The following is a 22,841-nucleotide window of genomic DNA, read 5'->3' on the forward strand; positions in this document are numbered from 1 at the left end:
TGAAAGGACACAACACCGGTGAGCGAGCGTTCGACCCTGGGGATCATCGCCGGCGGCGGGATGCTGCCCGGTCTGGTGGCGGCGGCCTGCCGGTCCGAGGGGCGGCCGGCGCATCTGCTGGCGTTGTCGGGCCATGCCGATCCGGCGGTGATCGCGGCGGCCGGGCTGCCGGTGGATTGGATCCGGCTGGGCGAGGCTGGCACCGGCTTTGCGCATCTGCGCCGGGCCGGGGTGGCCGAGGTGGTGATGGTCGGGCCGGTGCGGCGGCCCTCGCTGGCCGAACTGGCGCCCGACTGGCGCACCGCCCGTTTCTTCGCCCGGGTCGGGCTGAAGGCGCTGGGCGATGACGGCCTGCTGCGGGCGGTGGTGGGCGAGATCGAGAGCGAAGGGTTCCGCGTCGTCGGGGTCGATCAGGTGCTGGAAGGCTGTCTGGCCGAGGCCGGGCGGCAGGCCGGGCCGGCGCCGGACGAGCAGGCCGAGGCCGACATCGCCCGGGGGGTGGTGGTGGCCCGCGCCCTCGGCGCGGTCGATGTCGGGCAGTCGGTGGTGGTGCAGCAGGGGCTGGTGCTGGGGGTCGAGGCGATCGAGGGCACCGACCGGCTGCTGGCCCGCTGCGGCGAGTTGGCGCGCGCGGGGGTCGGCGGGGTGCTGGTCAAGCTGAAGAAGCCGGGGCAGGAGCGGCGGGTCGATCTGCCGGCGATCGGGGTCCGCACCGTCGAGGCCGCCGCCGCCGCCGGGCTGCGCGGCATCGCGGTCGAGGCCGGCGGCGCGCTGGTGCTGGGCCGGGCCGAGGTCGCCGCCGCCGCCGAGCGGCTCGGGCTGTTCGTGGTGGGGATCACGCCATGAGCGAACCCCCGCTGATCTATCTGATTGCCGGGGAGCCGTCGGGCGACCTGCTGGGGGCGCGGCTGATGGCGGCGCTGACCCGCCAGAGCGGCGGCCGGGTCCGCTTCGCCGGCATCGGTGGCGAGGAAATGCGCGCCGCCGGGCTGCAATCCCTGTTTCCGATGGCCGATCTCAGCGTGATGGGGCTGGTCGAGGTGCTGCCGCGCCTGCCGCGCATCCTCAAGCGCCTGCGCCAGACCTTCGCCGACATCGAGGCCCGCGCTCCGGCGGCGGTGGTCACGATCGATTCCTGGGGCTTCTGCGGCCGGATCCAGGCCGGGCTGAAACAGCGCGGGTTGCCCTGCCGCCGCATCCATTACGTCGCGCCGATGGTGTGGGCGTGGAAGGCCGGGCGGGCGCGCACCCTGGCCGGCTGCCTCGACCTGCTGCTGACCCTGCTGCCCGACGAGCCGGTCTGGTTCGAGAAGGAAGGGCTGCGCGCGGTCCATGTCGGCCATCCGGTGATCGAGGGCGCGGCGGGGCAGGGTGACGCCGCCGCCTTCCGCGCCGCGCACGGTTTCGCCCCGGAGCAGAAATTGCTGTGCCTGCTGCCCGGCAGCCGGCGGTCGGAGACCTCGCGCCTGCTGCCGGTGTTCGGCGCCACCGTCGCCCGTCTCGCCGCCAGCCATCCCGGGCTCGGTCTGGTGGTGCCGACGGTCGAGACCGTCGCCGCCGCCGTCGAAGCCGCCACCCGCGACTGGGCGCTGCCGGTGCGGATCGTCCATGGCCGCGCGGAACGCTACGCCGCCTTCGCCGCCAGTTCGGCGGCGCTGGCGGCCTCCGGCACCGTGGCGCTGGAATTGGCGATGGCCCGGGTGCCGAGTGTGATCGCCTACCGGGTGTCGCCGCTGTCGGCCTTCGTCGCCACCCGCTTCCTCGGCCTCGATCTGCGCTTCGTCTCGCTGGTCAACATCCTCGCCGGGCGCGAGGTGATGCCGGAGCGGTTGCAGGAGGCCTGTACCCCGGACAAGCTGCATGCGGCGGTCGGCCAGTTGCTCGACGATCCGGCGGCGGTGGCGGCCCAGCGCGAGGGAGCGGCACTGGCGTTGGGACGGCTCGGGCTGGGGAGTGGGGCCTCGCCCAGCGATCGCGCCGCCGAGGCGATCCTCGCGGCACTCTGACGCTCCGTTATTGGGCTATCGCCCAAACCCATTTGGGGCGATGCCCCAAACCCCCTTTGATTTTATTGATAAAACAAGGGGAGGTCTGGAGGCGCCAGCCTCCAGGCGGGGCCGGGGCGGCAGCCCCGCAGGGGGGGGTCACGGGAGTCTGCGCCATTCGCCGGGCGCGAGGCCGGCCAGGGTCCAGTCGCCGATCGCCCAGCGGATCAGGCGCAGGGTGGGGAAGCCGACCGCGGCGGTCATCCGCCGGACCTGGCGGTTGCGGCCCTCGCGCAGGGTCAGTTCGATCCAACTGGTGGGAATCGCCGCGCGGTAGCGGATTGGCGGGGTGCGTGGCCACAGTCCTTCCGGCTCGGCGATGCGGCGGGCGCCGGCCGGGCGGGTCGGGCCGTCCTTCAGCATCACCCCCTGGCGCAGCGCGGCCAGCGCCGCTTCGGTCGGGAGACCCTCGACCTGGGCCCAGTAGGTCTTGGCCATCTTGGCGCGCGGATCGGCGATCCGGGCGGTGGCGGCGCCGCCCTCGCTCAGCACCAGCAATCCCTCGGAATCGCGGTCGAGCCGGCCGGCGGGGTAGAAATCCGGCTGGTCGATGTAATCCTTCAGCGTCGCCCGGCCACCGTCGCGATCGGTGAACTGGCACAGCACGTCGTAAGGTTTGTTGAACAGGATCAGGCGGGGGGGCATGGCGCCTCGTTGATTTGCTGCCGGTTCCATTTGGCGGGAAACGGCTCTAGAGTGGCCGCCTTGTTCATTCCTCGGAGTTTCGCATGTCCGATCAGATCCGCGCCGCCCACATCCTGCTGATGTACAAGGGCTCGATGCGCTCGCAAGCGACCCGGAGCAAGGAGGAGGCGCTGACCGCCATCTCCGAGATCCTCGACCAGATCCGCGAGGGCGCCGAGTTCGGCAAGATGGCCCGCGAATATTCCGACTGTCCCTCGGGCGAGGATGGCGGCGATCTCGGTGCCTTCGGCCGCGGCGCGATGGTGCCGGAATTCGACAAGGCCGCCTTCGCCCTCGCCCCCGGCGAGGTCAGCGGCGTGGTCGAGACCGCGTTCGGCTATCATCTGATTCACCGCATCGCCTGATCGCGGCCCGGCGCGCCGCCCGTTCGGGGGCGCGCCGGGGATCGCTCAGCCCGCCGCGTGGCGGCGGGTCATTTCCGCCTCGCTGCACAGGTCATAGCGGGTCAGCGCGCTGTCCACCGTCCGCCCGGTCAGTTCGCGCCAGGTCGCGAGCGCGGTGGCGCGGTCGAACGGGCCGCGCACCTCGAGCGAGCGGCCGGGAGCGATGGTGGTGAAGTCGGTGCCGGTATATTCGCCGCCGACCACGTACCAGCCGCCGTCGCCGCCGCCTTCCTCGGCGCGCAGGAAATAGCGCACCATCGCATTGTCGACCGTCTTGCCGGTCAGGGCCCGCCAGCATTCGTGCGCTTCGCGCTCGGCGAACGGGCCGAAACATTCCTCGACCTGACCGGGGGCCAGCGTGGTGAAGCTGGTGTCGGCGTATTCGCCGCCGACGACATAGTATTTGCGCGACATGGCGCCTCCGCGTTTGATTTTTCCCTATATAGCCGACAATCGACCGGGAAGAAATCTCCCATCGCCCGCCCCGGCGGCAAAATCTGCCGTCTTGCCGGCGGCCTTGGCCTTGATTCGCAACGGTTTCGCGGCTGGCATGCTTTCTGCTTGGGTTTTGCCCAAACGATCTCCTCCGGAGGATTCGCAATGCAGAACGTTACCGCGGTTCCCGCCCACCTCCTGCTCAACCGCAAGGACGACGCCAAGGACAAGACCGAAAAGACCGAGCAGGCGGGGCAGACCGGCCCCTCCAGCGCCTTCGCCCAGTACGCCTTCGGGCCGCTCGACCTCAGTGGCGGCAAGAGCGTCGCCACCGGCGCCGCCGTCACCGGCACCAGTTCGACCAGCGGCGTCAATGGCGGTTCGACCGGCTGGATGGCGCAGCTTTATACCTAGGCGGTCCAAGCCGGGCTGGACAGGGGGCGCCGAAGCGGCTATTTCCGGCGCCATGAATGCGCGCCCCCTCCATGTCATCGGCGGCGGTCTGGCTGGCTGCGAAGCCAGCTGGCAGCTCGCCCGCGCCGGCCTGCCGGTGATCCTCCACGAAATGCGTCCGCACCGGCGCAGCCCGGCCCATCATGGCGACGGGCTGGCCGAACTGGTCTGTTCCAACAGCCTGCGCTCCGACGATGCCGACCACAACGCGGTCGGCCTGCTGCATGAGGAAATGCGGCGGGCGGATTCGCTGATTCTGGCCGCCGCCGACGCCTGCCGGGTGCCGGCCGGCGGCGCGCTGGCGGTCGATCGCGAGGCGTTCTCCGCCCGGGTCGAGGCGGCGCTGGCCGACCATCCCAACGTCACCCTGGTGCGCGAGGAGGTCGAGACCCTGCCGCCGGAGGAATGGGGCGAGGCGATCCTGGCCACCGGCCCGCTGACCGCGCCCGCCCTGGCCTCGGCCCTGGCCGGGGTCACCGGCGAGGATTCGCTGTCGTTCTTCGACGCGATCGCCCCGATCGTGGTGCGCGACAGCATTGATTTCTCCAAGGCGTGGTTCCAGTCGCGCTACGACAAGGGCGAGGGCTCGGACTACATCAACTGCCCGCTGTCGCGCGAGCAGTACGACGCCTTCATCGACGGCCTGCTGACCGGCGAGACGGTGCCGTTCCGCGACTGGGAAAAGGACACCCCTTATTTCGAGGGTTGCCTGCCGATCGAGGTGATGGCGGCGCGCGGGCGCGGCACCCTGGCGTTCGGGCCGATGAAGCCGGTCGGGCTGACCAACCCCAACGGGCCCAAGCCGTTCGCGGTGGTCCAGTTGCGCCAGGACAACGCGCTCGGCACCCTCTACAACATGGTCGGCTTCCAGACCAAGCTGCGCCATGGCGAGCAGACCCGGCTGTTCCGCACTATCCCCGGGCTGGAAAACGCCGAATTCGCCCGCCTGGGCGGGCTGCACCGCAACACCTTCGTCAATGGCCCCCGGGTGCTGACTCCGGATCTGCGCCTGCGCGCGCTGCCCCGGCTGCGGCTGGCCGGCCAGATCACCGGCTGCGAGGGCTATGTCGAAAGCGCGGCGATCGGGCTGCTGGCCGGGCGGTTCGCCGCCGCCAGCGCCCAGGGGCGCGAGTTGCCGCCGCCGCCGCCGACCACCGCCTTCGGCGCGCTGCTCGGCCATGTCACCGGCGGTGGCGATGCCGCCAGCTTCCAGCCGATGAACGTCACCTTCGGCCTGTTCCCGCCGCCGCCCGAGCGCGACGAGAACGGCCGCCGGGTCAAGGGGCGCGAGCGCAAGGCGCTCTACGCCGCCCGCGCCCGCGCCGATCTGGCGCCCTGGCTGGCGCTGTAACGGGCGCCCCGCCTGGGGCGGGGGGGGCTTGCCGCGCGAAGGGCAAGGAAAGGGTTCCAAGGGCCTTGCGGCCCTTGGCGGGGGCGGGCAGAGCCCGCGAATGGATTTTTCAGGCCGGAATCAGGCGCCCGTCGCGGCGCAGGCGGAAGGCATGGCCGCGCCAGACGATGGTGCGGCGGGTCATGCAGCCGAGCCAGCCGACGAAGCACAGGCATTCCCGCAGCGGCACCAGCCACAGCGAATCCGGCCGGGGCAGGGCGAAGCGGCGGTTGACCGACGCCACCAGCCCGAGGCGCAGCAGGATGTAGCCCAGCACCGCCAGGGCGCCGGGCCAGCTCGGCGCCAGCGCCAGCAGGGCGAGCTGGACCGGCAGCAGGAAGCACACCACCGACAGCAGATGGGCGAACGGACGGGTCACCCACACCGTCTGGGCCCAGCGGATCTCGTGGCGCAGCAGGTCGGACAGCCGGGTCTCGTTGACCATGGTGGTGACCGGATGGGCCGACAGCCGCACCAGCCAGCCCGCCTCGGTCAGCCGCTCGCCGATCTCGTGATCGTCGGCGAAATGATCGGCCACCGCCTCCAGCCCGCCGACCGAATCGAGTGCTGCCCGCCGCAGCAGCAGCACCGCTCCCATCGCGCAATCGATGCCGTTGATCGCCTTGTCGAGCAGCACCGAGGGCAGGATCCAGCCATTGACGTTGAGCGCCCCCAGCCGCGACACCCAGCCGGCGGTGGACTGGCCGACATACAGGCACGACACCGCGCCCACCGCCGGGTTGGCGGTCATCTCGGCGGTGATCGCCCGCAGCGCGCCCGGCGCGATCTCGATGTCGCTGTCCGACAGCATGATCAGGTCGTGGCGGCAGGCCGCCTGCATGTTGACCAGATTGCTGATCTTGAGATTGCTGCCGTGCAGCCGGCTGTCGCACACCAGCGCGATCTCGCGCTCGGGGAAGTCGCGCCGCAGCCGCTCGACCACCGCCACCGCCGGGTCGTCGGCATGGCGGACGCCGAACACGATCTGGAAATCGGGGTAATCCTGCTGGCAGAACGAGCGCAGGCATTCGTACAGCCGGGGTTCGGCGCCGCACAGCGGCTTCAGCACCGACAGCGGCGGCAGCTCCGGCGCCGCTTCGCGCCAGCGCCAGGACCGCGCCGGGCCGGGCGGGCGGTTGCCCCGCCAACCCAGCACCTGACGCAGACCGAGCCCGGTATAGGCCACTCCCGCCGTCACTGCCAACGCCAGGGCGGTCTGCCCTCCACCGATGCCCGTGATCTCCATGCCGTACCCCATCGTAACGGTCGGTAACGGAACGTATCCGCCCTCCGGTGGGGATATACGACAAACCTCATTCGGTCCAGAGGAATGTACGTAACTCTACCAATGAACGTTAGTGATAAGTTTTTCTATCTTCCGTCGTGTCAGATTCTCTCGATCAGCTCGATGCGATAGCCATCGGGATCCTCGACGAAGGCGATCACGGTGCTGCCATGCTTCATCGGCGCGGGGGCGCGGACGATCCTGGCCCCGGCCTCGGCCAGCGCGGCGCAGGCGGCATGGATGTCGGGCACGGCGAGGGCGAGATGGCCGAAGCCGGTGCCGAGATCGTAGCTGGCGGTATCCCAATTGTGGGTCAGTTCGACCACGGTGTGATCGGATTCGGCACCATAGCCGACGAAGGCCAGGGTGAAGCGGCCTTCGGGGTAGTCGGTGCGGCGCAGCAGCTTCATCCCCAGCAGGCGGGTGTAGAAATCGATCGAGCGGTCGAGATCGCCGACCCGGATCATGGTGTGGAGCAGGCGCCAGCCGGCGGTGTCGGGGGCAGAGGTCATCAAGGCTCTCCTGGTGATGGGGATTTCACCCGGCAGACTGCCCTGAACCGCGCCGCCGGCCAAGCGCCGGCGGCGGCGTCGAGGATGAAATCGGCGACAGGAAAGCCGGCCGGCGGCTCAGCGGATCGGCCGCAGGGCGTTGAGCAGCAGGCCGAGGGTGGTGCCGTTGTGCAGCAGCGCGGTCAGGGTGGGCGACAGCAGCCCGCCGGCGGCGGCGGCCAGGATCGCGGTGTTGCAGCCGACGGTCAGGCGGTAATTGCCGGCGATGCGGGCCATCGCCGCGTTGGCGACCGCCTTGGCGGTGACGATGCCGGAGAAACGGTCCTCCAGCAGGGCGATGTCGGCGGTCAGGCGGGCGATGTCGGCGCCCTTGTGCATCGCGATGCCGACATGGGCGCCGGCCAGGGCGGGGGCGTCGTTGATGCCGTCGCCGACGAAGGCGATGCGGTGGCCGCGCGCGGCCAGCTCGCCGATGATCCGCGCCTTGTCCTGCGGCAGCAGCCCGGCATGGAAGCCGTCGAGCCCGAGGCTGGCGGCCAGTTCGGCGGCGCGGTCGGGATGGTCGCCGGTCAGCATCAGGATCCGCTCGACCCCCAGGCCGCGCAGGCGCTCCAGCCCTTCGGCGCAATCGGGGCGCAGCCGGTCCTTCAGCGCGATCAGCCCGAGCAGCCGGCCGCCGAAGCCGATGAACAGCAGGGTCTTGCCGTCCTGATAAAGCGTGTCGATCAGTTCGGCGCAGGAAGAGACGTCGATCCCCTCGTCCTCCTCGACGAAATGGCGCGAGCCGATCACGATGCGGCGGCCGTCGATGGTGCTGGCGACGCCGTGGGCGACGATGAACTGTACCTCCTGATGGTCGAAATGGTGGTGGTTCTGGGTGGCGCGGGCGGCGTTGACCACCGCCAGGGCCAGCGGATGGAAGTAATGCTCCTCGACCGAGGCGGCGAGGCAGATCAGGTCGTCCGGGCTGTAGGCGCGGTCGAAGGCGATCGAATCCGTCACCTCCAGGCAGCCGGTGGTCAGGGTGCCGGTCTTGTCGAACACGAAGGTGTCTGCCTGGGCGAGCCGTTCCAGCGCGCTGGCGCCCTTGACCAGCACCCCGCTGCGGCCGGCGCCGTACATCGCCGCCTTGAACGCCACCGGGGTGGCCAGCTTGAGGGCGCAGGAATAATCGGCCTGCAACACCGAGGCGGCGCGGCGCCAGTTGCCGGTCAGCAGATAGGTCGCCCCGGCCAGCCGCATCACCCCGGGAACCAGGCGGTCGGCGAGGCGCGAGGCCTCGATCTGCGCCTCGCTCTTGGCGGCGAGCGATTGTTCGACGTAATCGGCGATGCGGGCGGCGGCGGTGCCGGCGCCGACCTGCTCGGCATAGATCGCGAGCCGGCCTTCCTCGACCAGGGTGCCGGACAGCACCCCGTCGCCCCGGCTCTTGGCCACCGAGACGCTTTCGCCGGTCATGGTGGCTTCGTTGACGGTGGCCTCGCCGTTGAGCACGGTGCCGTCGATCGGGATCACCGCGCCGGTGGCGACGATCACCGTGTCGCCGACCTGGACTTCGTCGGCCGGAATCTGGATCTCGACCCCGTCGCGCAGCAGCCACAGGCTGTCGGCGGCCGGGCGCAGCAGGGTCTTCAGCAGGGCGTCGGAGCGGCGGGCGATCGATTCCTCCAGCACCTCGCCCAGCGTCACCAGGAAGATGGTGGTGGCGGCGGCGATGCTGTCGCCGCGCGCCAGCGAGATCGACACCGCCAGCCCCTCCAGCCCGTGCGAGGTCAGGCCGTTGTCGCGCCAATCCTCCCAGGCGTGGCGCAGCAGCGGCAGCGAGGCGACCAGGGTCAGCGGCAGCCGCAGCGGCGCCGGCAGCATCAGGGTGCCGGCCAGCGCCATCAGGGCGCCGCCGAGCCCGCCCGGGGGCGGGGAGGGCGGCACCGCCACCGGCGGCGAAAGGCTGAGGTCGATCCGCCCCAGCGCGGCGATCTGGCGGCGCAGGCCGGCCGGGGTGGCGCGGGCGGGATCGAATTCCAGCACCAGGGCGCGGGCGGCGGGGTTGACCCGGGCCGAGCGCACCCCGTCGAGCGCCAGCGCGGCGGCGCGCAGGGTGTCGGGGCACAGCACCCCGTGATGCGGGCGCGAGCGATAGCGCAGGCGGACCCGCCCCGGCAGGCGGTGAACGATCTCGACCGACAGATCCGGGGCGGTGCTGGTCATCTCAGTCCACTCCGCCCTGACCGGACTGGATCTCGGCCTGGATGTCGGCGATCTGCTCCTTCATCTCCTCGATCCCGCCGAGCAGACCGTTATAGAGCTTGACCCCCGAGGCCAGCAGCTTGCCGCGCAATTCGTCGTCGGACAGGACATAGGCGGCGGCGGCGCCGATCGCCGCGCCGACCAGGAACTGTTCGGTCCGGCCCGACGGCAGCAGCCGGCCCAGCCCGGCGAACAGTCCGGTGCCGGCGCCGCCCGGCGGGGCGTAGACATAGCCGGGCGGCACGCGCCGGCCGGTGACCGGGCAGACCGTCCAGTTTTTCTTTTTGCCCTTATTCTTCTTCTTCTTCGACACGGTTCGGCTCCTCGATGGCGGGGACAAATCCGGCGGTTTCGGCCGGACGCAGGGCATATTCGGCGGCGATCACCCCGGCGGTGGCCAGCCCGGCGGCGAGGGTGGTCAGACCGTAATCGCGCCGGGCGAGGCCGCGCGCGGCCAGGGTGGCCCCGGTCAGGGCGAAACCGCCCTGGAGGGCATGGCGCAGCACCTTGCGGGAATTGGCGGTGGGTTCGTCGGGGTCGAGCCGGTCGCGCACGGCGGTCAGCAGCCCGGCGGCGAGGAACCCGCGCAGGAAGATCTCGGTCGGGCTCTCGCCGAGCGAGGCCAGACCCTTGCCCTTCCGACCCAGGGCCTTGACCTTCTTCACGATTTCGCTCCATCGCCGGCCGGCTTGGCCTCGTCCGCGCCGGGGGCGGGCGCGTCGGCGGCGGGCGGGCTCTCCAGCCGGCCGCGCAGCGAGGCCGAGGCCCGCTCGACCGCGGCGAGGCCATCGACGGTGGCCTGGCGCAGGCCGTCGCGGGCCTGCCCGACGCCGTGGCGGGTCTTCTCGCCCAGATCGTGGGCGGTGGCGCTGGTCCCGGCCTTCTTGGCGAGACGGATGCCGACGATGCCGGTCAGCAGACCGGCGGAAAACATCAGGACAGGGTGCATGCCTTCCTCCTTTTCCCCTCTGGGCGGGCGCGGACGCCCCTGACTCAGCCGGCGCGGGCCCGTTTTTCGTTGGCGCGGGCGGCGGCGGCGATCGCCTCGATCAGGTCCCGCACCGGCGCGGTGTCCTGACCCTCGATCAGATCGGACCAGGTCGATGGGGCCAGGTCCCGGGCGTTGTAGGTAATGGTGCAGGACCGCGCCAACAGGTTGACCTGGACCTGATCGATCGCGGCACAGGCGCCGAGGGCGGCGGTGAAGGCGCGCACCCCGTCGCCGAGGCCGGACAGGTCGATCCCGTCGGTGCGCAGCTTGAGCCGGATCCGGCCGGGAATGTGGTGGGCGATCGACAGGCGGCTGGTCCAGTCGAGCAGCAAGGCGGGGGTGGCGACCCAGGCGGTGGCGGTGGACATCGACGGGGCTACCTCAGCCATTTGCCGCGATGGTGGGCAAGGTGGACCAGCAGAAAGGCGATGTTGAGCCCCCCGGCGGCGGCGTGCAGGCGGGTGTTGCCGGCCAGGGCCAGCAGCATCACCGCCGTGCTGGCGAGCAGGCCGTATTTGGCGACGCGGTTGGCGTCGCGCCCGGTCAGGGTCCGGTTCCAGCCGGCGACGGCGCGGCGTTCGCCGCGTGGCGCGGCCGGGGCGGGTCGGGGGGCGGTTCGCGCCGTCGCCCAGGCGGTCAGCCGGGCCGGGGCGAGGCGGGCGGGGTCGTAGCCGATCAGCAGGCTGCCGCAATGGCGCCCGGCGGTGACGGTCACCGTGGGGTCAAGCTCGGACAATTGCTGGATCAGCGACCGGCACAGCGCGGTGTCGCGAAGATCATCTCCGCGCAGACGAAGGCGGCCTGGGATGTGCGAGGCAATAACCATGGCGTTCCTGTCGTTCGTGCTAAATAAAAGCAGAGGTTATGTTGTGCCGGTTCAAATATCGCTGTCGATGACGGTACGATGACACTGCGGCCCCGTCAAGGAGTCCCGAGTGCTTTTTTTGATAATGTTCAGGTGTTGGTCAACGCCGTCGGCACCGGCCCCTGGAGGCCGGTGACCCTGTCGCTACGGACATGGGCACGGGAACGACAGCGATCAAGAGGACTGGATTTCAATGTGACTGACTCTGATTCCCATTCTCAGAGTCGGGGGTACGGCAAAGCGGCGGCGCCGTCAAGCCGGTTTCCGCCACCGGGGCGGGAGAGGGCGGTCTATCGCTCCAGCGCAACGCCGGCGGCGCGCCGTGGCCGCAGCACGGCGACGGCGGCGGCGACCCCGTCCGCCGACAGGCCAAGATCGCGCTCGGCGGCCTGATCGGTCAGCTGTTCCAGCGAGGCGCCGCCGGGATGGTCGAGCAGCAATTGCGCTACCGCCAGCCGGGCGGGGGTGGGGATCACCCCGGCCCGGCGGACCAGGGCGACGGCCTCTTCGAAACGACGGTAATCCTCCATCGGTCCCCTCCATTATGCAAATGCGAATCGTTTGCAGATGGAAGGGTGATGGATTCGGGGCGGGCTGTCAAGCGAAGCGGCGATGAAAGGCAAAAAGGCGGGCTCTGCCCGCACCCGCCAAGGGCCGCAAGGCCCTTGGATCCCATCAATGGGGGGGCTTCACTCCGGGGCGGGTGGGGCGGCGCGCAGGCGTTGCGCCACCTCCTCGGCGATCTTGCCGGCGGTGGCCTTGGTGCCGCGGTCGAGGTCGTGGCCGCTCAGGACGAAGCGCGCCGCCGCCGCGTAGGGATTGAGGGTGACGATCGCGCCCGGCATCCGGCCGCTGTCGGCGGCGGTATCAACCTGATAGAGCGGGGCCGGCGCCGCCTCTGCCGACAATTGATCGATGCTGGTGGCGACCTGGAGGTCGGTCTGGCCGCTGCCGAAGCCGATCACCGCCCGCCGCAGCCGGTTGCCCTCGTCCACCGTCAGGAACGCGCCGCGCACCATCCAGCCGCTGGTCGGCACCGGCGTGCCGTCATTCCAGCGCCGGGCGGGGATGCCGGCCTTGGCCAGATCGGCGACGATGGTCGAGGCCATCAGATCGACCAGCGACCGTGCCTGCGACTCGCGCGACTTCAGCAGCCCGAGCGGCCCGTTGCCGAGCAGGCCGGGCCGGGGCAGCCCCGCCAGCGGCGAGTCGGACTGGATCTCCCCGGCCTGGAGGTCGAAATCGGCGACATAGACCACCGGCGGCGCCGTCGCGGCGGCGTTCGCCTCCTCGTGTCGCGCGGTGACCTGCGCCTGGGCGCAGGCGGTCAGGGCCAGCACGGCCAGACACAGGAAATATTTGCGGACCATGACCGGAACGCCCCCCTTCGCTTGCGCCGGCGGCGATGATACCCGCAAGGCGGCATCCCGGCCAACAGACGAAAGAGAAGGGGGTCCGGGGCATCGCCCCGGTTGGGTTTGGGCGAAAGCCCAATAAGGAGCGTTCAGCGTTTGCCGATCATCATGTTGCGGGTGGCGGCGGGGAGGGTGACCACCAGCCCGTCGAGGTCTTCGGTCATGATGATCTGGCAGCCGAGGCGCGAGGTGGCGGTCAGGCCGAAGGCGAGGTCGAGCATGTCTTCCTCGTCCTCGCTGGCCTGGGGCAGGCGGTCATACCATTCCTTGGCGACGACGACGTGGCAGGTCGAGCAGGCCAGCGAGCCTTCGCAGGCGCCTTCGAGTTCGACATGGCCGCGATGGGCGGCTTCGAGCACCGACTGGCCGAGCGCGGCCTCGACTTCGGTGCGCGAGCCATCGGGATTGATGAAGGTCAGTTTGGGCATGAGGGTCCCTGTTGAGTCGGTGGTGACGGGTCAGCTGTCGAGCGCATCGACCGCGACGCCGGCCAGGGCGTTGCGGATGCCGCGATCCATCCGGCGTTCGGCGAAGGTCTTGGTGGCGGCTTCCAGCGCCTCGGTGGCGGCCAGCACCGCCTCGCGGCTGTTGGTGGCGATGGCGGTGTCGATCGCCTTGATCGCGGCCTCGATCTCGGCCTGTTCGGCGGCCGACAGCAGGTCGGCATCGACCCCGAGCGCGGCCTGGACCGCCAGCACCGAGCGGCGCGCCTCGACCACCGCCTCGGCCAGCAGCCGGCTTTCCATGTCCTCGCGGGCATGTTCGAGCGAATCGCGCAGCATCGTCGCCATTTCGTCGTCGGTCAGGCCGTAGGACGGCTTGACCGCGATCTGCTGCTCGGTGCCGGTGGTGTCCTCGCGCGCCGAGACGGTCAGCAGCCCGTCGGCATCGACGGTGAAGGTGACGCGGATGCGGGCGGCGCCGGCGGTCATCGGCGGGATGCCGCGCAGGACGAAGCGGGCCAGCGAGCGGGTCTGATCGACCATCTCGCGCTCGCCCTGGACGACGTGGATGGTCATCGCCGTCTGGCCGTCCTGATAGGTGGTGAAGTCCTGGGCCATCGCCACCGGGATCGGGGTGTTGCGCGGGATCAGCTTCTCGACGATCCCGCCCATCGTCTCAAGCCCGAGCGACAGCGGGGTGACGTCGAGCAGCAGGGTGTCGCCGCCGCGGGTCAGTGCCTCGGCCTGCAACGCGGCGCCGACCGCCACCACCTCGTCGGGATTGATGTCGGCCAGCGGCGGGCGGCCGAACAGCGCCTCGACCGACCGCCGCACCAGCGGCATCCGGGTGGCGCCGCCGACCAGCACCACGCCGTGGATGTCGCCGATCTCGATCCCGGCATCCTCGATCACCTGACGGCAGATCGCGATGGTGCGGTCGATCCACGGCGCGGCCAGCGCCTCCAACTGATCCTTGGTCAGGCTGTGCCGGCTCGACACCCCGCCCAGCTCGATCCGCCATTCGCCCTCGGCCTGGGTCGACAGGCATTCCTTGGCGACGCGGGCGGCGGCGAGGATCTGCTTGACCTCGCCCTCGGTCAGGACCGGCTTGGCGCCGTCGCGCTCGGCCCCCTCGCGCTCGGCCCCCTCGCGTTCGGCGAGGAAATGCTCGGCCACCGCATGGTCGATGTCGTCGCCGCCCAGCGCGGCGTCGCCGCCGGTGGCGCGGACCTGGAACACCCCCTTTTCCATCCGCAGGATCGACAGGTCGAAGGTGCCGCCGCCGAGGTCATAGACCGCGTACAGCCCTTCCGAACCGTGATCGAGCCCGTAGGCCAGCGCGGCGGCGGTCGGTTCGTTGACGAGGCGCAGCACTTCGAGCCCGGCGAGGCGGGCGGCGTCCTTGGTGGCGGTGCGGGCGGCGTCGTCGAAATAGGCCGGCACGGTGACCACGGCGCGATCGACCGGCTTGCCCTGGGCCTCCTCGGCGCGGGCGCGCAGCACCCGCAGGATGTCGGCCGACACCTCGACCGGGGTCAGGGTGCGGCCGGCGACGCGCAGCCGCACCATGCCGCCCTCGGCGGCGCTGTCGAGCTGGTAGGGCAGGGTGCCGGCCAGCGCCTTGACGTCGTCGGCGCCGCGCCCCATCAGCCGCTTGACCGAACTGACCACCCGCTCGGGCGCTTCCAGGATCATCCGCCGCGCCTCGCGGCCGACGATCACCCCGCCCTGGTCGTCATAGCAGGCGACCGAGGGGACCAGCGCCTTGCCCTCGGCGTCGCGCAGCACCTCGACCGCGCCGCTGCGGGCCAGCGCCACCACCGAATTGGTGGTGCCAAGATCGATCCCGACGGCGAGGCCGCGTTCCTCCTGGTGGGGGGCCGGGCTCTCGCCGGGTTCATGCAGTTGCAGCAGCATTCAGGGCATCCTCGTCAGGCGGGACTTCTTGGCGCGGGCCTCTTCGGCCAGCTTGACCAGGTATTTGAGGCGGATGGCGAGATGGGCGGCCTGCTCCAGCTCGGCGGCGTTGAAGGCGGCGGAGATCCGGCACTGGCAGGCCAGCACCGCCGATTCGGCCTCCATCGCCAGCCGGGCGACCTCGTCGGCGCTGGCGGCCTCGGCCAGCGCCTCGCGCCGTTCCATCTGCTCCATCAGCAACGCGCGGTCGTTGATGGTGCCGCAGGCGGTCAGATCGACCGGCCGGCCGCGCAGCGCCAGCAGGGCGGCGGCGCGCTTCAGCGGGTCCTTGAGGGTCTCGTAGGCCTCGTTGATCGCGGTGGCCTGGGCCTGCGACAGCGCCTTCTCGCGCGGGGCGCGGGCGGCGAAGCGGTCGGGATGCAGCCGCATCTGGAGGCCGAGATACTGGCGTTCGAGCTGGGCGAGGTCGAGGTCGAACGAGGCGATCAGGCCGAGCCGGGTGAACGGATCGACCGCCCCCGGCCCCTGCACCGCGCCGCAGACCGAGCAGAACAGGGCGCGGGCCGCCACCGGTCCCTTGCAGGACCAGCAGGGGACGATCCGGGCGGCGGACGCCGCCGCGCCCGGCGCCTCAGACGTGGAAGGATTCACCACAGCCACAGCGGCCCTTCTCGTTCGGGTTGCGGAAGACGAAGCCGGACTGCATCTTGTCCTCGACGAAGTCCATCTCGGTGCCGAGGATGAACATCGTCGCCTTGGGATCGATCAGCACGGTGACGCCGTTATGCTCGACCACCTCGTCGTAGGGGGTGCGCTCGTCGGCATATTCGAGGGTGTAGGACAGGCCGGAGCAGCCCTTCGACTGGACGCCGATGCGGATGCCGGCCGACGGCTTGCCGCGTTTGGCCAGCAGGGCCTTGACCCGCTCGGCGGCGGCGTCGGTGACGATCAGGGGGGCAGGGCTCATGATGCGGATCCTCGCGTAAGTCTGAACAGGAAACCCGGAGCGGCCAAGCTTATTCCGCCGCCGCGCTGTCGTCCTTGCCGGATTTGGCGCGGTAATCGGCGATCGCCGCCTTGATCGCATCCTCGGCCAGCACCGAACAATGGATCTTGACCGGCGGCAGCGCCAGTTCCTGGGCGATGTCGGTGTTCTTGATCTGGCCGGCCTCGTCCAGGCTCTTGCCCTTGACCCATTCGGTCACCAGCGACGACGACGCGATCGCCGAGCCGCAGCCGAAGGTCTTGAACTTGGCGTCCTCGATGATGCCCTCGGCGTTGACCTTGATCTGGAGCTTCATCACGTCGCCGCAGGCCGGGGCGCCGACCAGACCGGTGCCGACCGACTCGTCGTTCTTGTCGAGCGAGCCGACATTGCGCGGATGTTCGTAATGGTCGATGACCTTGTCGCTGTATGCCATGTTACTCTACTCCCCGTTGCGGATGCCGATCTTTCGAGAATTATTCCAAATTATCGGCCCGCGCTCAATCCCGTCCTGATGGCCACCGCCGCTCCCTCCCTCTTTTTGCTGAAAAAAGAGGGGGTTTGGGGCCTTGCCCCAAGCGGGTGCGGGCGGCAGCCCGCCGATCAATGCTCGGCCCACTGCACCGTGCTGACGTCGATGCCTTCCTGGTGCATCTCCCACAGCGGGCTCAACCCGCGCAGATGCTCGACCGCCTCGGCGATCTGGTCGATCGCGGTGCCGACCTCGTCCTCGGTGGTGAAGCGGCCGAGGCCGAGGCGCAGGCTGGTATGCGCCATTTCCGGGCTGAGGCCCAGCGCCCGCAGCACATAGGAGGGTTCGAGCGAGGCCGAGGTGCAGGCCGAGCCCGACGACACCGCGAGGCCCTTGATTCCCATCATCAGCCCCTCGCCCTCGACGAAGGCGAACGAGACGTTGAGGTTGCCGGGCAGGCGGCGTTCCAGGTCGCCATTGACGTAGATCTCGGGCAGCCGCTGCTCCAGCCCGGACAGCAGCCGGTTGCGCAGCCCGAGCAGCCGTTCGGCCTCGCTGGCCATCTCGGCCTTGCACAGGGCGGCGGCGGTGCCGAAGCCGACGCAGAGCGGGGTCGCCAGCGTGCCCGAGCGCATGCCGCGTTCCTGGCCGCCGCCATTGATCAACGGCACCAGCCGGACGCGGGGGCGGCGGCGGACGTAAAGGGCGCCGATCCCCTTCGGCCCGTAGATCTTGTGGCCGGAGATGCTCATCAGGTCGATGTTCATCGCGTTGACGTCGAGCGGGATCTTGCCGACGGCCTGGGCGCAGTCGCTGTGGAACAGCACCCCCTTCGACCGGCACAGCGCGCCGATCTCGGCCAGCGGCTGGATCACCCCGATCTCGTTGTTGGCGCCCATCACCGACACCACGGCGGTGCGGTCGGTGATCTCGGCGGCGAGTTGGTCGAGGTCGATCAGCCCGTCGGTGCCGACCGGCAGGTAGGTGACGCGGAAGCCGTCCTGTTCGAGATGGCGGCAGGTGTCGAGCACGCATTTGTGCTCGGTGGTGACGGTGATGATGTGGTCGCGCTTGTCGCGCAGGAAGCGGGCGGCGCCCTTGATCGCCAGATTGTTGGATTCGGTCGCGCCCGAGGTGAACACGATTTCCTTGGCGTCGGCGCCGATCAGGGCGGCGATTTCGGCGCGGGCCTGCTCGACCGCCTCCTCGGCTTCCCAGCCATAGGCGTGGTTGCGCGAATGGGGGTTGCCGAACTTCTCGGTGAACCAGGGCAGCATCGCCGCCACCACCCGCGGGTCGCACGGGGTGGTGGCCTGGTAATCGAGATAGATCGGCATGCCGGGGCGGCGCGGCAGCGCCGGGGTGACGCCCGGTTCGAGCGAAGGCGAGGTCGTCGGGGGGACGTGGGCGGTCATGGCTGCATTCCTTCCTTCTTCTGTCCTCCGGTCACGCCGCCTGGGGCGCGCTGACCGTAAATCCCTTGCGTCCGGCCAGTTCGCCCCAGGCGGCGACGAACCGGTCGACATCTTGATCCGTGCTGGCCCAACCCAGGCTGACCCGGATCGCCGATCCGGCCACCGTGTCGGGCAGGCCCATCGCCGCCAGCACCCGGCTCGACCTCTGCCGGCCCGAGGCGCAGGCCGGGCCGCTGCTGACCGCGATCCCGGCGAGGTCGAGCGCCATCACCTGGGTCGCCCCGGCCAGACCGGGCAGGGCAAGGCAACTGGTGTTGCCCAGCCGGGGCGCGCCGGCCCCGATCACCCGTGCCGTCGGCACCCGCGCCAGCGCCAGCTTTTCCAGCCGGTCCCGCAGCGCGCCCACTCGAAATGTGGGGCCGTCGGGCGCCAAATCATCCCCTACCAACGCCGAGGCGGCGCCGAAGCCGACGATGCCGGGCAGGTTCTCGGTGCCGGCGCGGCGTCCGCTCTCCTGTCCCCCTCCAAGCAAGAGGGATGCCAATTGTCGCGACGGATCGGCCAGCACCAGCGCGCCGATTCCGGGCGGACCGCCCATCTTGTGGGCGGACAGGGTGAGAAAATCGGCAGCGAGCGCGTCGAGCGCGACCGGAATCCGTCCGGCGGCCTGGGCCGCGTCGCAATGCAGCCAGCCGCCCCGGGCGTGGACCAGCCGCGCCGCCTCGGCCACCGGCTGGATCACCCCGGTCTCGTTGTTGGCCAGCATCACCGACACCAGCGCCGGACGCGGATCGGCGGCGAGCCGGCGGTCGAGATCGGCGAGGTCGATCACCCCGTCCGGGCCGACCGCGATTTCCTCGCCGCCGCGTGCCGCCGCCGCCACCGCCAGCGAGGGATGCTCGATCGCCGACAGCAGCAGGCGCGGCACCGCCAGCCCGGCCAGCAAGGCGGCATTGGCCTCGGTGCCGCCCGAAGTGAAGATCAATCCGGCCGGATCGGCCCCGACCAGCGCCGCCACCTCGGCCCGCGCCGCCTCGATCCGGGCGCGGGCGGCGCGGCCGGGGCCGTGCACCGCCGAGGGGTTGCCCGGCGCGGCCCAGGCGGCGGCGATCGCCGCCGCGACCTCGGGCCGCAGCGGGGCGCCGGCATTGTAATCGAGATAGACCGTGGCCATCGGTGCGGGCCTCCGGGCCGGGCTATTGTGCCGCGACGGTGCCGGACCGGTCGCCGCCGTGGAACATTCCCGAGGTGCCGAGCAGACGCCGTTCGCAGACGTCGGCCAGCGACACCGAGCTGAGGTAGAGATAGATCTGGTTGCCCAGTTCCTCCCACAGATCGTGGGTCAGGCAGCGCCCCTTGTCGTCATGGCAGCCGGACGGGGTGCCGGGCGAGCAGCGGGTGGTCTGGATCGGCTCGTCCACCGCCAGGATGATGTCGGAGATGCGGATCTGCTGCGCCGGCCGCGACAGCAGATAGCCGCCGCCCGGGCCGCGCACGCTCTTGACCAGCCCCCCTTTGCGTAACTTTCCGAACAATTGTTCCAGATAGGACAGGGAAATCTCCTGGCGCTCGGCGATGTCGGCCAGCGCGACCGGGCTGCCGTGGGAATGGCTGGCGAGATCGACCATCGCCATCACCGCGTAGCGTCCCTTGGTGCTGAGTTTCATGATCCCGTCTCCCGATGCGGTGCCGTCCCGCCGGCGGGAGCGGGATGGGGCGGGGGATGGCCGGCGGCCGGGGGCGTCGTCTCGCCGGACACCAGATGAGGCAGACGCGAGCACCCCAGCGCCGGGTGCCCGTGCAGTTCGGTTTCGAGCTCGCGCACCCGCTCGACCAGGGTGGCGACCTGACCGCGCAGGCTGTCGATCGCCCGGACCATCGGATCGGGCAGGGCGGAGGAATTCTCCGGCAGCCCGTAGGCGCAGAATTCGACCCCCTTGGCCCGGCGCATCACCATCCGCGCCGGAATGCCGACCATCGTCACCCCGGGGGGGACGTCGGTCAGCACCACCGCGTTGGCGCCGATCCGGGCGCCCTGGCCGACGGTGACCGGGCCGAGCACCTGGGCGCCCGAACCGACGATCACCCCGTCTTGCAGGGTGGGGTGGCGCTTGCCCCGGTGCAGCGAGGTGCCGCCCAGGGTGACGCCGTGATAGAGGGTGACGTCGGCGCCGATCTCGGCGGTCTCGCCGATCACCACGCCGGTGCCGTGATCGATGAACAGCCGGGGCCCGACCGTGGCGCCGGGGTGGATCTCGATCCCGGTGAACAGCCGGCCGAGATGGGACAGAAACCGGCCGAGCACCCGGGCGCCGCGTTGCCAGCACCAGTGCGACAGGCGGTGGATCGTCACCGCGTGCAGGCCGGGGTAGCACAGCACGACCTCGAGCCGGGAGTGGGCGGCGGGGTCGCGGGCGCGGATCGAATCGATGTCTTCGCGAAGCCTCTTGAAAATCATAGCTCTCAATATGTTAATCTGAGCCAGGACGGCCGGATCGGCCGTCGGGGGAAGTGATCATTCCGGCGCGCCAGCACATCGCGGTGGACTGTACTATGTCCGACAAGGCAGGTCAAGTTTGGCCGGCTTTAGGGCGGATTTTGTGCTTTTTATCCTGATTCGTCCGCTCGGCTTTCGGGCGGCGACGGGAGTGGGAGATGAGTGCGGTGAACCATGCCTGAAGTGATTTTCAACGGACCGGACGGCCGTCTCGAAGGGCGCTATCATCACGGAAAGTCGTCCAACGCACCCCTGGCCCTCCTGTTGCATCCTCATCCGCAGCACGGCGGAACGATGAACAACAAGGTGGTGTTCGCTCTCTATCACGCCTTCGTGCGGCGGGGGTTCTCGACCCTCCGTTTCAATTTTCGCGGCGTCGGCCGCAGTCAGGGCAAGTTCGACAATGGCCAGGGGGAATTGTCGGACGCGGCGTCGGCGCTTGACTGGATGCAGTCGTTCAACCCGAACGCGCAGGCCTGCTGGGTCGGCGGCTTCTCGTTCGGGGCCTGGATCGCGATGCAGCTGCTGATGCGGCGGCCCGAGATCGACGGCTTCGTCTCGGTGGCCCCGCCGGCCAACGTGTTCGACTTCACCTTCCTGGCGCCCTGTCCCTCCTCGGGGCTGATCGTCCACGGCACCGCCGACGATCTGGTGCCCGAGGCCAGCGTCGCCAAGCTGGCGGCCAAGCTGGCCGCCCAGCGCAGCATCCGGGTCGGCTACCGCACCATCGAGGGGGCCAACCATTTCTTCGGCGCCCAGCTCGACGAGTTGGGCAGTCTGGTCGAAACCTATCTGGCCGAGGCCTGCCCGCTGCGTCCGGCGACCTCGACCGCCGCCCAACTGGCGGTGGCGGGCATCGCCGAGTGATCCGTGTCCCCGTCGCCGGCGGCGGCCGGCGACGGGGACACGCATTTGCAGAATTTTTCGGCGAAAAAGGGTAGTCTCAGCGAAAACGCGATCGCGCGGCGTCCCGCGTCGCGGGCCGGGCCCGCCGCCCCGCCGGACCGGTCGCCGGCGAGGAGGCGTGGCGATGAAGCGATCCGGTCTGGCCCTGCTGGCCCTGCTGCTGACCCTCTGGCTGGCCATCCCGCCGGCCTGGGCCGACATCTTCGATCCGATCGAGGCGACCCGGCAGATCACCGCCCAGGGTGACGCCCTGGCCGCTTCCTATCGTCCCGAACAGAAACAACAGACGATCGACGCGGTGTCCGCGCTGTATTTCGACCGGTTCGAGGGGCCGCTCGATCAGGCGGTCGGCGCGATCGATCCCGCCCTCAAGGGCGAGATCGAGGCCGGCTTCGCCCAGATGATCGGCCTCGCCCGCCGGGGCGCCCCGCCCGAGGCGGTGCAGGCGGCCTGGGGCGATCTGCGCGGCCGGCTCGATCTGGTCCCGGTGCGGATCGGCGGCGTCGGCTTCTGGAGGACCCTCGGCCAATCGGCGCTGATCCTGATCCGCGAGGGGGTCGAGGCGCTGCTGGTGGTGTCGGCGCTGCTGACCTTCCTGCACCGCACCGGCGCCGAGCGCCATGAACGGGTGGTGTTCCAGGGGGTGGCGTGGGCGGTGGCGGCCAGTCTGGCGATGGCCTGGGCGCTGAGCGAGGCGCTGGCGCTGTCCGGTCCGGACGAGGACGTGATCGAGGGCGTCACCATGCTGCTGGCGGCGGCGGTGCTGTTCTATTGCTGTTGGTGGCTGGTGGCCAAACGCGAGTTCGAACGCTGGCAGGCCTACATCAAGGACCAGATCGGCCGGGCCGCCGCCGGCGGGCGGCTGTTCGCGATCGGTTTCGCCGCCTTCCTCGCCGTGTTCCGCGAGGGGGCCGAGACGGTGCTGTTCTATCAGGCGCTGGCCGCCGCCGCGCCGGGGCAGGGGGCCGCCGTCAGCCTGGGCATCGCCGTGGCGGTGCTGGCGCTGGCCGGGATCTATCTGACGATGCGGTTCCTGTCGGTCCGGCTGCCGCTGCGGCTGTTCTTCAACGCCACCGCCGCCCTGCTTTATTACCTCGCGATCTGCTTCGCCGGCGACGGGGTGGTCGAGTTGCAGACCGCCCGCCTGCTGCCGGCTACCGGGCTCGACGGCTGGCCGACCTATGGCTGGATCGGCTTCCACCCCACCCTCGAAGGAATCGCCGCCCAGGCCCTGCTGGTGCTGCCGTCGCTGGCGGTGGGGGTCTGGTGGCTGTGGCAGGCCCGGCCCCGCCGCGACCGCCCGGCGCACAGCCGCTGACAGGCGGGCTCCGCCCGCACCCGCCAAGGGCCGCAAGGCCCTTGGAACCCATTCCCTCTCCTTCGCGCGACCAACGCCCGCGCCCAGGCTGACCGGCTTTTCCGCGCCCGACCATCGACGGGATCCAAGGGCCTTGCGGCCCTTGGCGGGGGTGGGCAGAGC

Annotated in this window: 28 protein-coding genes; 7 read left to right on the plus strand and 21 right to left on the minus strand. The window is 70.5% G+C overall.

Going from position 1 to position 22,841, the window contains the following annotated elements:
• Positions 1-18: 18 nt before the first annotated feature.
• Positions 19-846, plus strand: coding sequence for an LpxI family protein (locus tag ACFSNB_RS00805; RefSeq protein ID WP_377313563.1), 828 nt, complete (start codon positions 19-21; stop codon positions 844-846).
• Positions 843-2,006 (plus strand): lipid-A-disaccharide synthase, encoded by a 1,164-nt coding sequence (lpxB, locus tag ACFSNB_RS00810; RefSeq protein ID WP_377313565.1) that lies wholly within the window; start codon positions 843-845, stop codon positions 2,004-2,006. The genes ACFSNB_RS00805 and lpxB overlap by 4 nt, the downstream gene beginning before the upstream one ends.
• 138 nt (positions 2,007-2,144) lie before the next feature.
• Here the strand turns inward: lpxB and ACFSNB_RS00815 are convergent, their stop codons facing one another.
• Positions 2,145-2,690, minus strand: coding sequence for a pseudouridine synthase (locus ACFSNB_RS00815; RefSeq protein ID WP_377313567.1), 546 nt, complete (start codon positions 2,688-2,690; stop codon positions 2,145-2,147).
• A gap of 83 nt (positions 2,691-2,773) precedes the next feature.
• Here ACFSNB_RS00815 and ACFSNB_RS00820 point away from each other — a divergent pair, with 83 nt between their 5' ends.
• Positions 2,774-3,094, plus strand: coding sequence for a peptidylprolyl isomerase (locus tag ACFSNB_RS00820; RefSeq protein ID WP_377313569.1), 321 nt, complete (start codon positions 2,774-2,776; stop codon positions 3,092-3,094).
• A 45-nt stretch (positions 3,095-3,139) separates the two neighbouring features.
• On the opposite strand, the gene ACFSNB_RS00825 is transcribed toward ACFSNB_RS00820, so the two are convergent.
• The gene (locus tag ACFSNB_RS00825) at positions 3,140-3,547 is read right to left on the minus strand and encodes a DUF4170 domain-containing protein (RefSeq protein ID WP_377313570.1); all 408 of its coding nucleotides are present in this window, start codon (positions 3,545-3,547) and stop codon (positions 3,140-3,142) included.
• A 186-nt stretch (positions 3,548-3,733) separates the two neighbouring features.
• On the opposite strand from ACFSNB_RS00825, the gene ACFSNB_RS00830 reads away from it, so the two are divergent.
• Entirely contained in the window at positions 3,734-3,982 is a 249-nt protein-coding gene (locus ACFSNB_RS00830) for a hypothetical protein (RefSeq protein WP_377313572.1), read from the plus strand.
• 52 nt (positions 3,983-4,034) lie between these two features.
• On the plus strand, positions 4,035-5,372 hold the full coding sequence (gene trmFO / locus ACFSNB_RS00835) for a methylenetetrahydrofolate--tRNA-(uracil(54)-C(5))-methyltransferase (FADH(2)-oxidizing) TrmFO (RefSeq protein ID WP_377313574.1): 1,338 nt from the start codon (positions 4,035-4,037) through the stop codon (positions 5,370-5,372).
• 109 nt (positions 5,373-5,481) lie between these two features.
• On the opposite strand, the gene hpnI is transcribed toward trmFO, so the two are convergent.
• The 19 genes from hpnI to cysE form a co-directional block, all read right to left on the minus strand.
• Positions 5,482-6,657, minus strand: a complete 1,176-nt coding sequence (hpnI, locus tag ACFSNB_RS00840) for a bacteriohopanetetrol glucosamine biosynthesis glycosyltransferase HpnI (RefSeq protein WP_377313575.1) — start codon at positions 6,655-6,657, stop codon at positions 5,482-5,484.
• Positions 6,658-6,797: 140 nt separating this feature from the next.
• Positions 6,798-7,208, minus strand: coding sequence for a lactoylglutathione lyase (gene gloA, locus ACFSNB_RS00845; RefSeq protein WP_377313577.1), 411 nt, complete (start codon positions 7,206-7,208; stop codon positions 6,798-6,800).
• Positions 7,209-7,325: 117 nt separating this feature from the next.
• Positions 7,326-9,416 (minus strand): heavy metal translocating P-type ATPase, encoded by a 2,091-nt coding sequence (locus tag ACFSNB_RS00850; RefSeq protein ID WP_377313579.1) that lies wholly within the window; start codon positions 9,414-9,416, stop codon positions 7,326-7,328.
• A 1-nt stretch (position 9,417) separates the two neighbouring features.
• Positions 9,418-9,768 (minus strand): YtxH domain-containing protein, encoded by a 351-nt coding sequence (locus tag ACFSNB_RS00855; protein WP_377313581.1) that lies wholly within the window; start codon positions 9,766-9,768, stop codon positions 9,418-9,420.
• A complete protein-coding gene (locus ACFSNB_RS00860; RefSeq protein ID WP_377313583.1) occupies positions 9,746-10,120 on the minus strand; it encodes a hypothetical protein in 375 nt (124 codons plus the stop codon). The genes ACFSNB_RS00855 and ACFSNB_RS00860 overlap by 23 nt, the downstream gene beginning before the upstream one ends.
• Positions 10,117-10,404, minus strand: a complete 288-nt coding sequence (locus tag ACFSNB_RS00865; protein ID WP_377313584.1) for a hypothetical protein — start codon at positions 10,402-10,404, stop codon at positions 10,117-10,119. The genes ACFSNB_RS00860 and ACFSNB_RS00865 overlap by 4 nt, the downstream gene beginning before the upstream one ends.
• A 44-nt stretch (positions 10,405-10,448) precedes the next feature.
• Complete coding sequence (locus ACFSNB_RS00870; RefSeq protein ID WP_377313585.1) at positions 10,449-10,814, minus strand: hypothetical protein; 366 nt, start codon at positions 10,812-10,814, stop codon at positions 10,449-10,451.
• An 8-nt stretch (positions 10,815-10,822) separates the two neighbouring features.
• Positions 10,823-11,272, minus strand: a complete 450-nt coding sequence (locus ACFSNB_RS00875) for a hypothetical protein (RefSeq protein ID WP_377313587.1) — start codon at positions 11,270-11,272, stop codon at positions 10,823-10,825.
• A 329-nt stretch (positions 11,273-11,601) separates the two neighbouring features.
• Entirely contained in the window at positions 11,602-11,841 is a 240-nt protein-coding gene (locus ACFSNB_RS00880) for a hypothetical protein (protein ID WP_377313589.1), read from the minus strand.
• A 159-nt stretch (positions 11,842-12,000) separates the two neighbouring features.
• On the minus strand, positions 12,001-12,681 hold the full coding sequence (locus tag ACFSNB_RS00885) for a DUF4410 domain-containing protein (RefSeq protein ID WP_377313591.1): 681 nt from the start codon (positions 12,679-12,681) through the stop codon (positions 12,001-12,003).
• A 134-nt stretch (positions 12,682-12,815) separates the two neighbouring features.
• Positions 12,816-13,154: a ferredoxin family 2Fe-2S iron-sulfur cluster binding protein gene (locus ACFSNB_RS00890; RefSeq protein ID WP_377313593.1), complete on the minus strand. Its 339-nt coding sequence runs from the start codon at positions 13,152-13,154 to the stop codon at positions 12,816-12,818.
• Positions 13,155-13,184: 30 nt separating this feature from the next.
• A complete protein-coding gene (gene hscA / locus ACFSNB_RS00895) occupies positions 13,185-15,086 on the minus strand; it encodes a Fe-S protein assembly chaperone HscA (RefSeq protein WP_377313595.1) in 1,902 nt (633 codons plus the stop codon).
• Entirely contained in the window at positions 15,087-15,737 is a 651-nt protein-coding gene (gene hscB / locus ACFSNB_RS00900) for a Fe-S protein assembly co-chaperone HscB (protein ID WP_377313596.1), read from the minus strand. It lies immediately after the preceding gene.
• On the minus strand, positions 15,718-16,053 hold the full coding sequence (locus tag ACFSNB_RS00905) for a HesB/IscA family protein (protein WP_377313597.1): 336 nt from the start codon (positions 16,051-16,053) through the stop codon (positions 15,718-15,720). Before ACFSNB_RS00905 ends, hscB begins: the two co-directional genes overlap by 20 nt.
• Before the next feature lie 49 nt (positions 16,054-16,102).
• Positions 16,103-16,507 (minus strand): Fe-S cluster assembly scaffold IscU, encoded by a 405-nt coding sequence (gene iscU, locus ACFSNB_RS00910; protein WP_377313598.1) that lies wholly within the window; start codon positions 16,505-16,507, stop codon positions 16,103-16,105.
• A gap of 167 nt (positions 16,508-16,674) precedes the next feature.
• A complete protein-coding gene (locus ACFSNB_RS00915) occupies positions 16,675-17,958 on the minus strand; it encodes an IscS subfamily cysteine desulfurase (RefSeq protein WP_465264556.1) in 1,284 nt (427 codons plus the stop codon).
• A gap of 31 nt (positions 17,959-17,989) precedes the next feature.
• Positions 17,990-19,132, minus strand: a complete 1,143-nt coding sequence (locus tag ACFSNB_RS00920; RefSeq protein ID WP_377313599.1) for a cysteine desulfurase family protein — start codon at positions 19,130-19,132, stop codon at positions 17,990-17,992.
• Between the two features lie 22 nt (positions 19,133-19,154).
• Positions 19,155-19,625 carry an Rrf2 family transcriptional regulator gene (locus tag ACFSNB_RS00925; protein ID WP_377313600.1) on the minus strand — a complete coding sequence of 157 codons (471 nt, stop codon included), beginning with the start codon at positions 19,623-19,625 and terminating at the stop codon, positions 19,155-19,157.
• Positions 19,622-20,416 (minus strand): serine O-acetyltransferase, encoded by a 795-nt coding sequence (gene cysE, locus ACFSNB_RS00930; protein ID WP_377313601.1) that lies wholly within the window; start codon positions 20,414-20,416, stop codon positions 19,622-19,624. Before cysE ends, ACFSNB_RS00925 begins: the two co-directional genes overlap by 4 nt.
• 213 nt (positions 20,417-20,629) lie before the next feature.
• On the opposite strand from cysE, the gene ACFSNB_RS00935 reads away from it, so the two are divergent.
• Both ACFSNB_RS00935 and ACFSNB_RS00940 read left to right on the plus strand, forming a co-directional pair.
• The gene (locus ACFSNB_RS00935) at positions 20,630-21,322 is read left to right on the plus strand and encodes an alpha/beta hydrolase (protein ID WP_377313602.1); all 693 of its coding nucleotides are present in this window, start codon (positions 20,630-20,632) and stop codon (positions 21,320-21,322) included.
• A gap of 163 nt (positions 21,323-21,485) precedes the next feature.
• Positions 21,486-22,679: an FTR1 family iron permease gene (locus ACFSNB_RS00940; RefSeq protein ID WP_377313603.1), complete on the plus strand. Its 1,194-nt coding sequence runs from the start codon at positions 21,486-21,488 to the stop codon at positions 22,677-22,679.
• Positions 22,680-22,841: the final 162 nt, after the last annotated feature.

The sequence above is a fragment of the Phaeospirillum tilakii genome (genome assembly GCF_042683125.1).
GTDB classification, from domain to species: domain Bacteria; phylum Pseudomonadota; class Alphaproteobacteria; order Rhodospirillales; family Magnetospirillaceae; genus Phaeospirillum; species Phaeospirillum tilakii.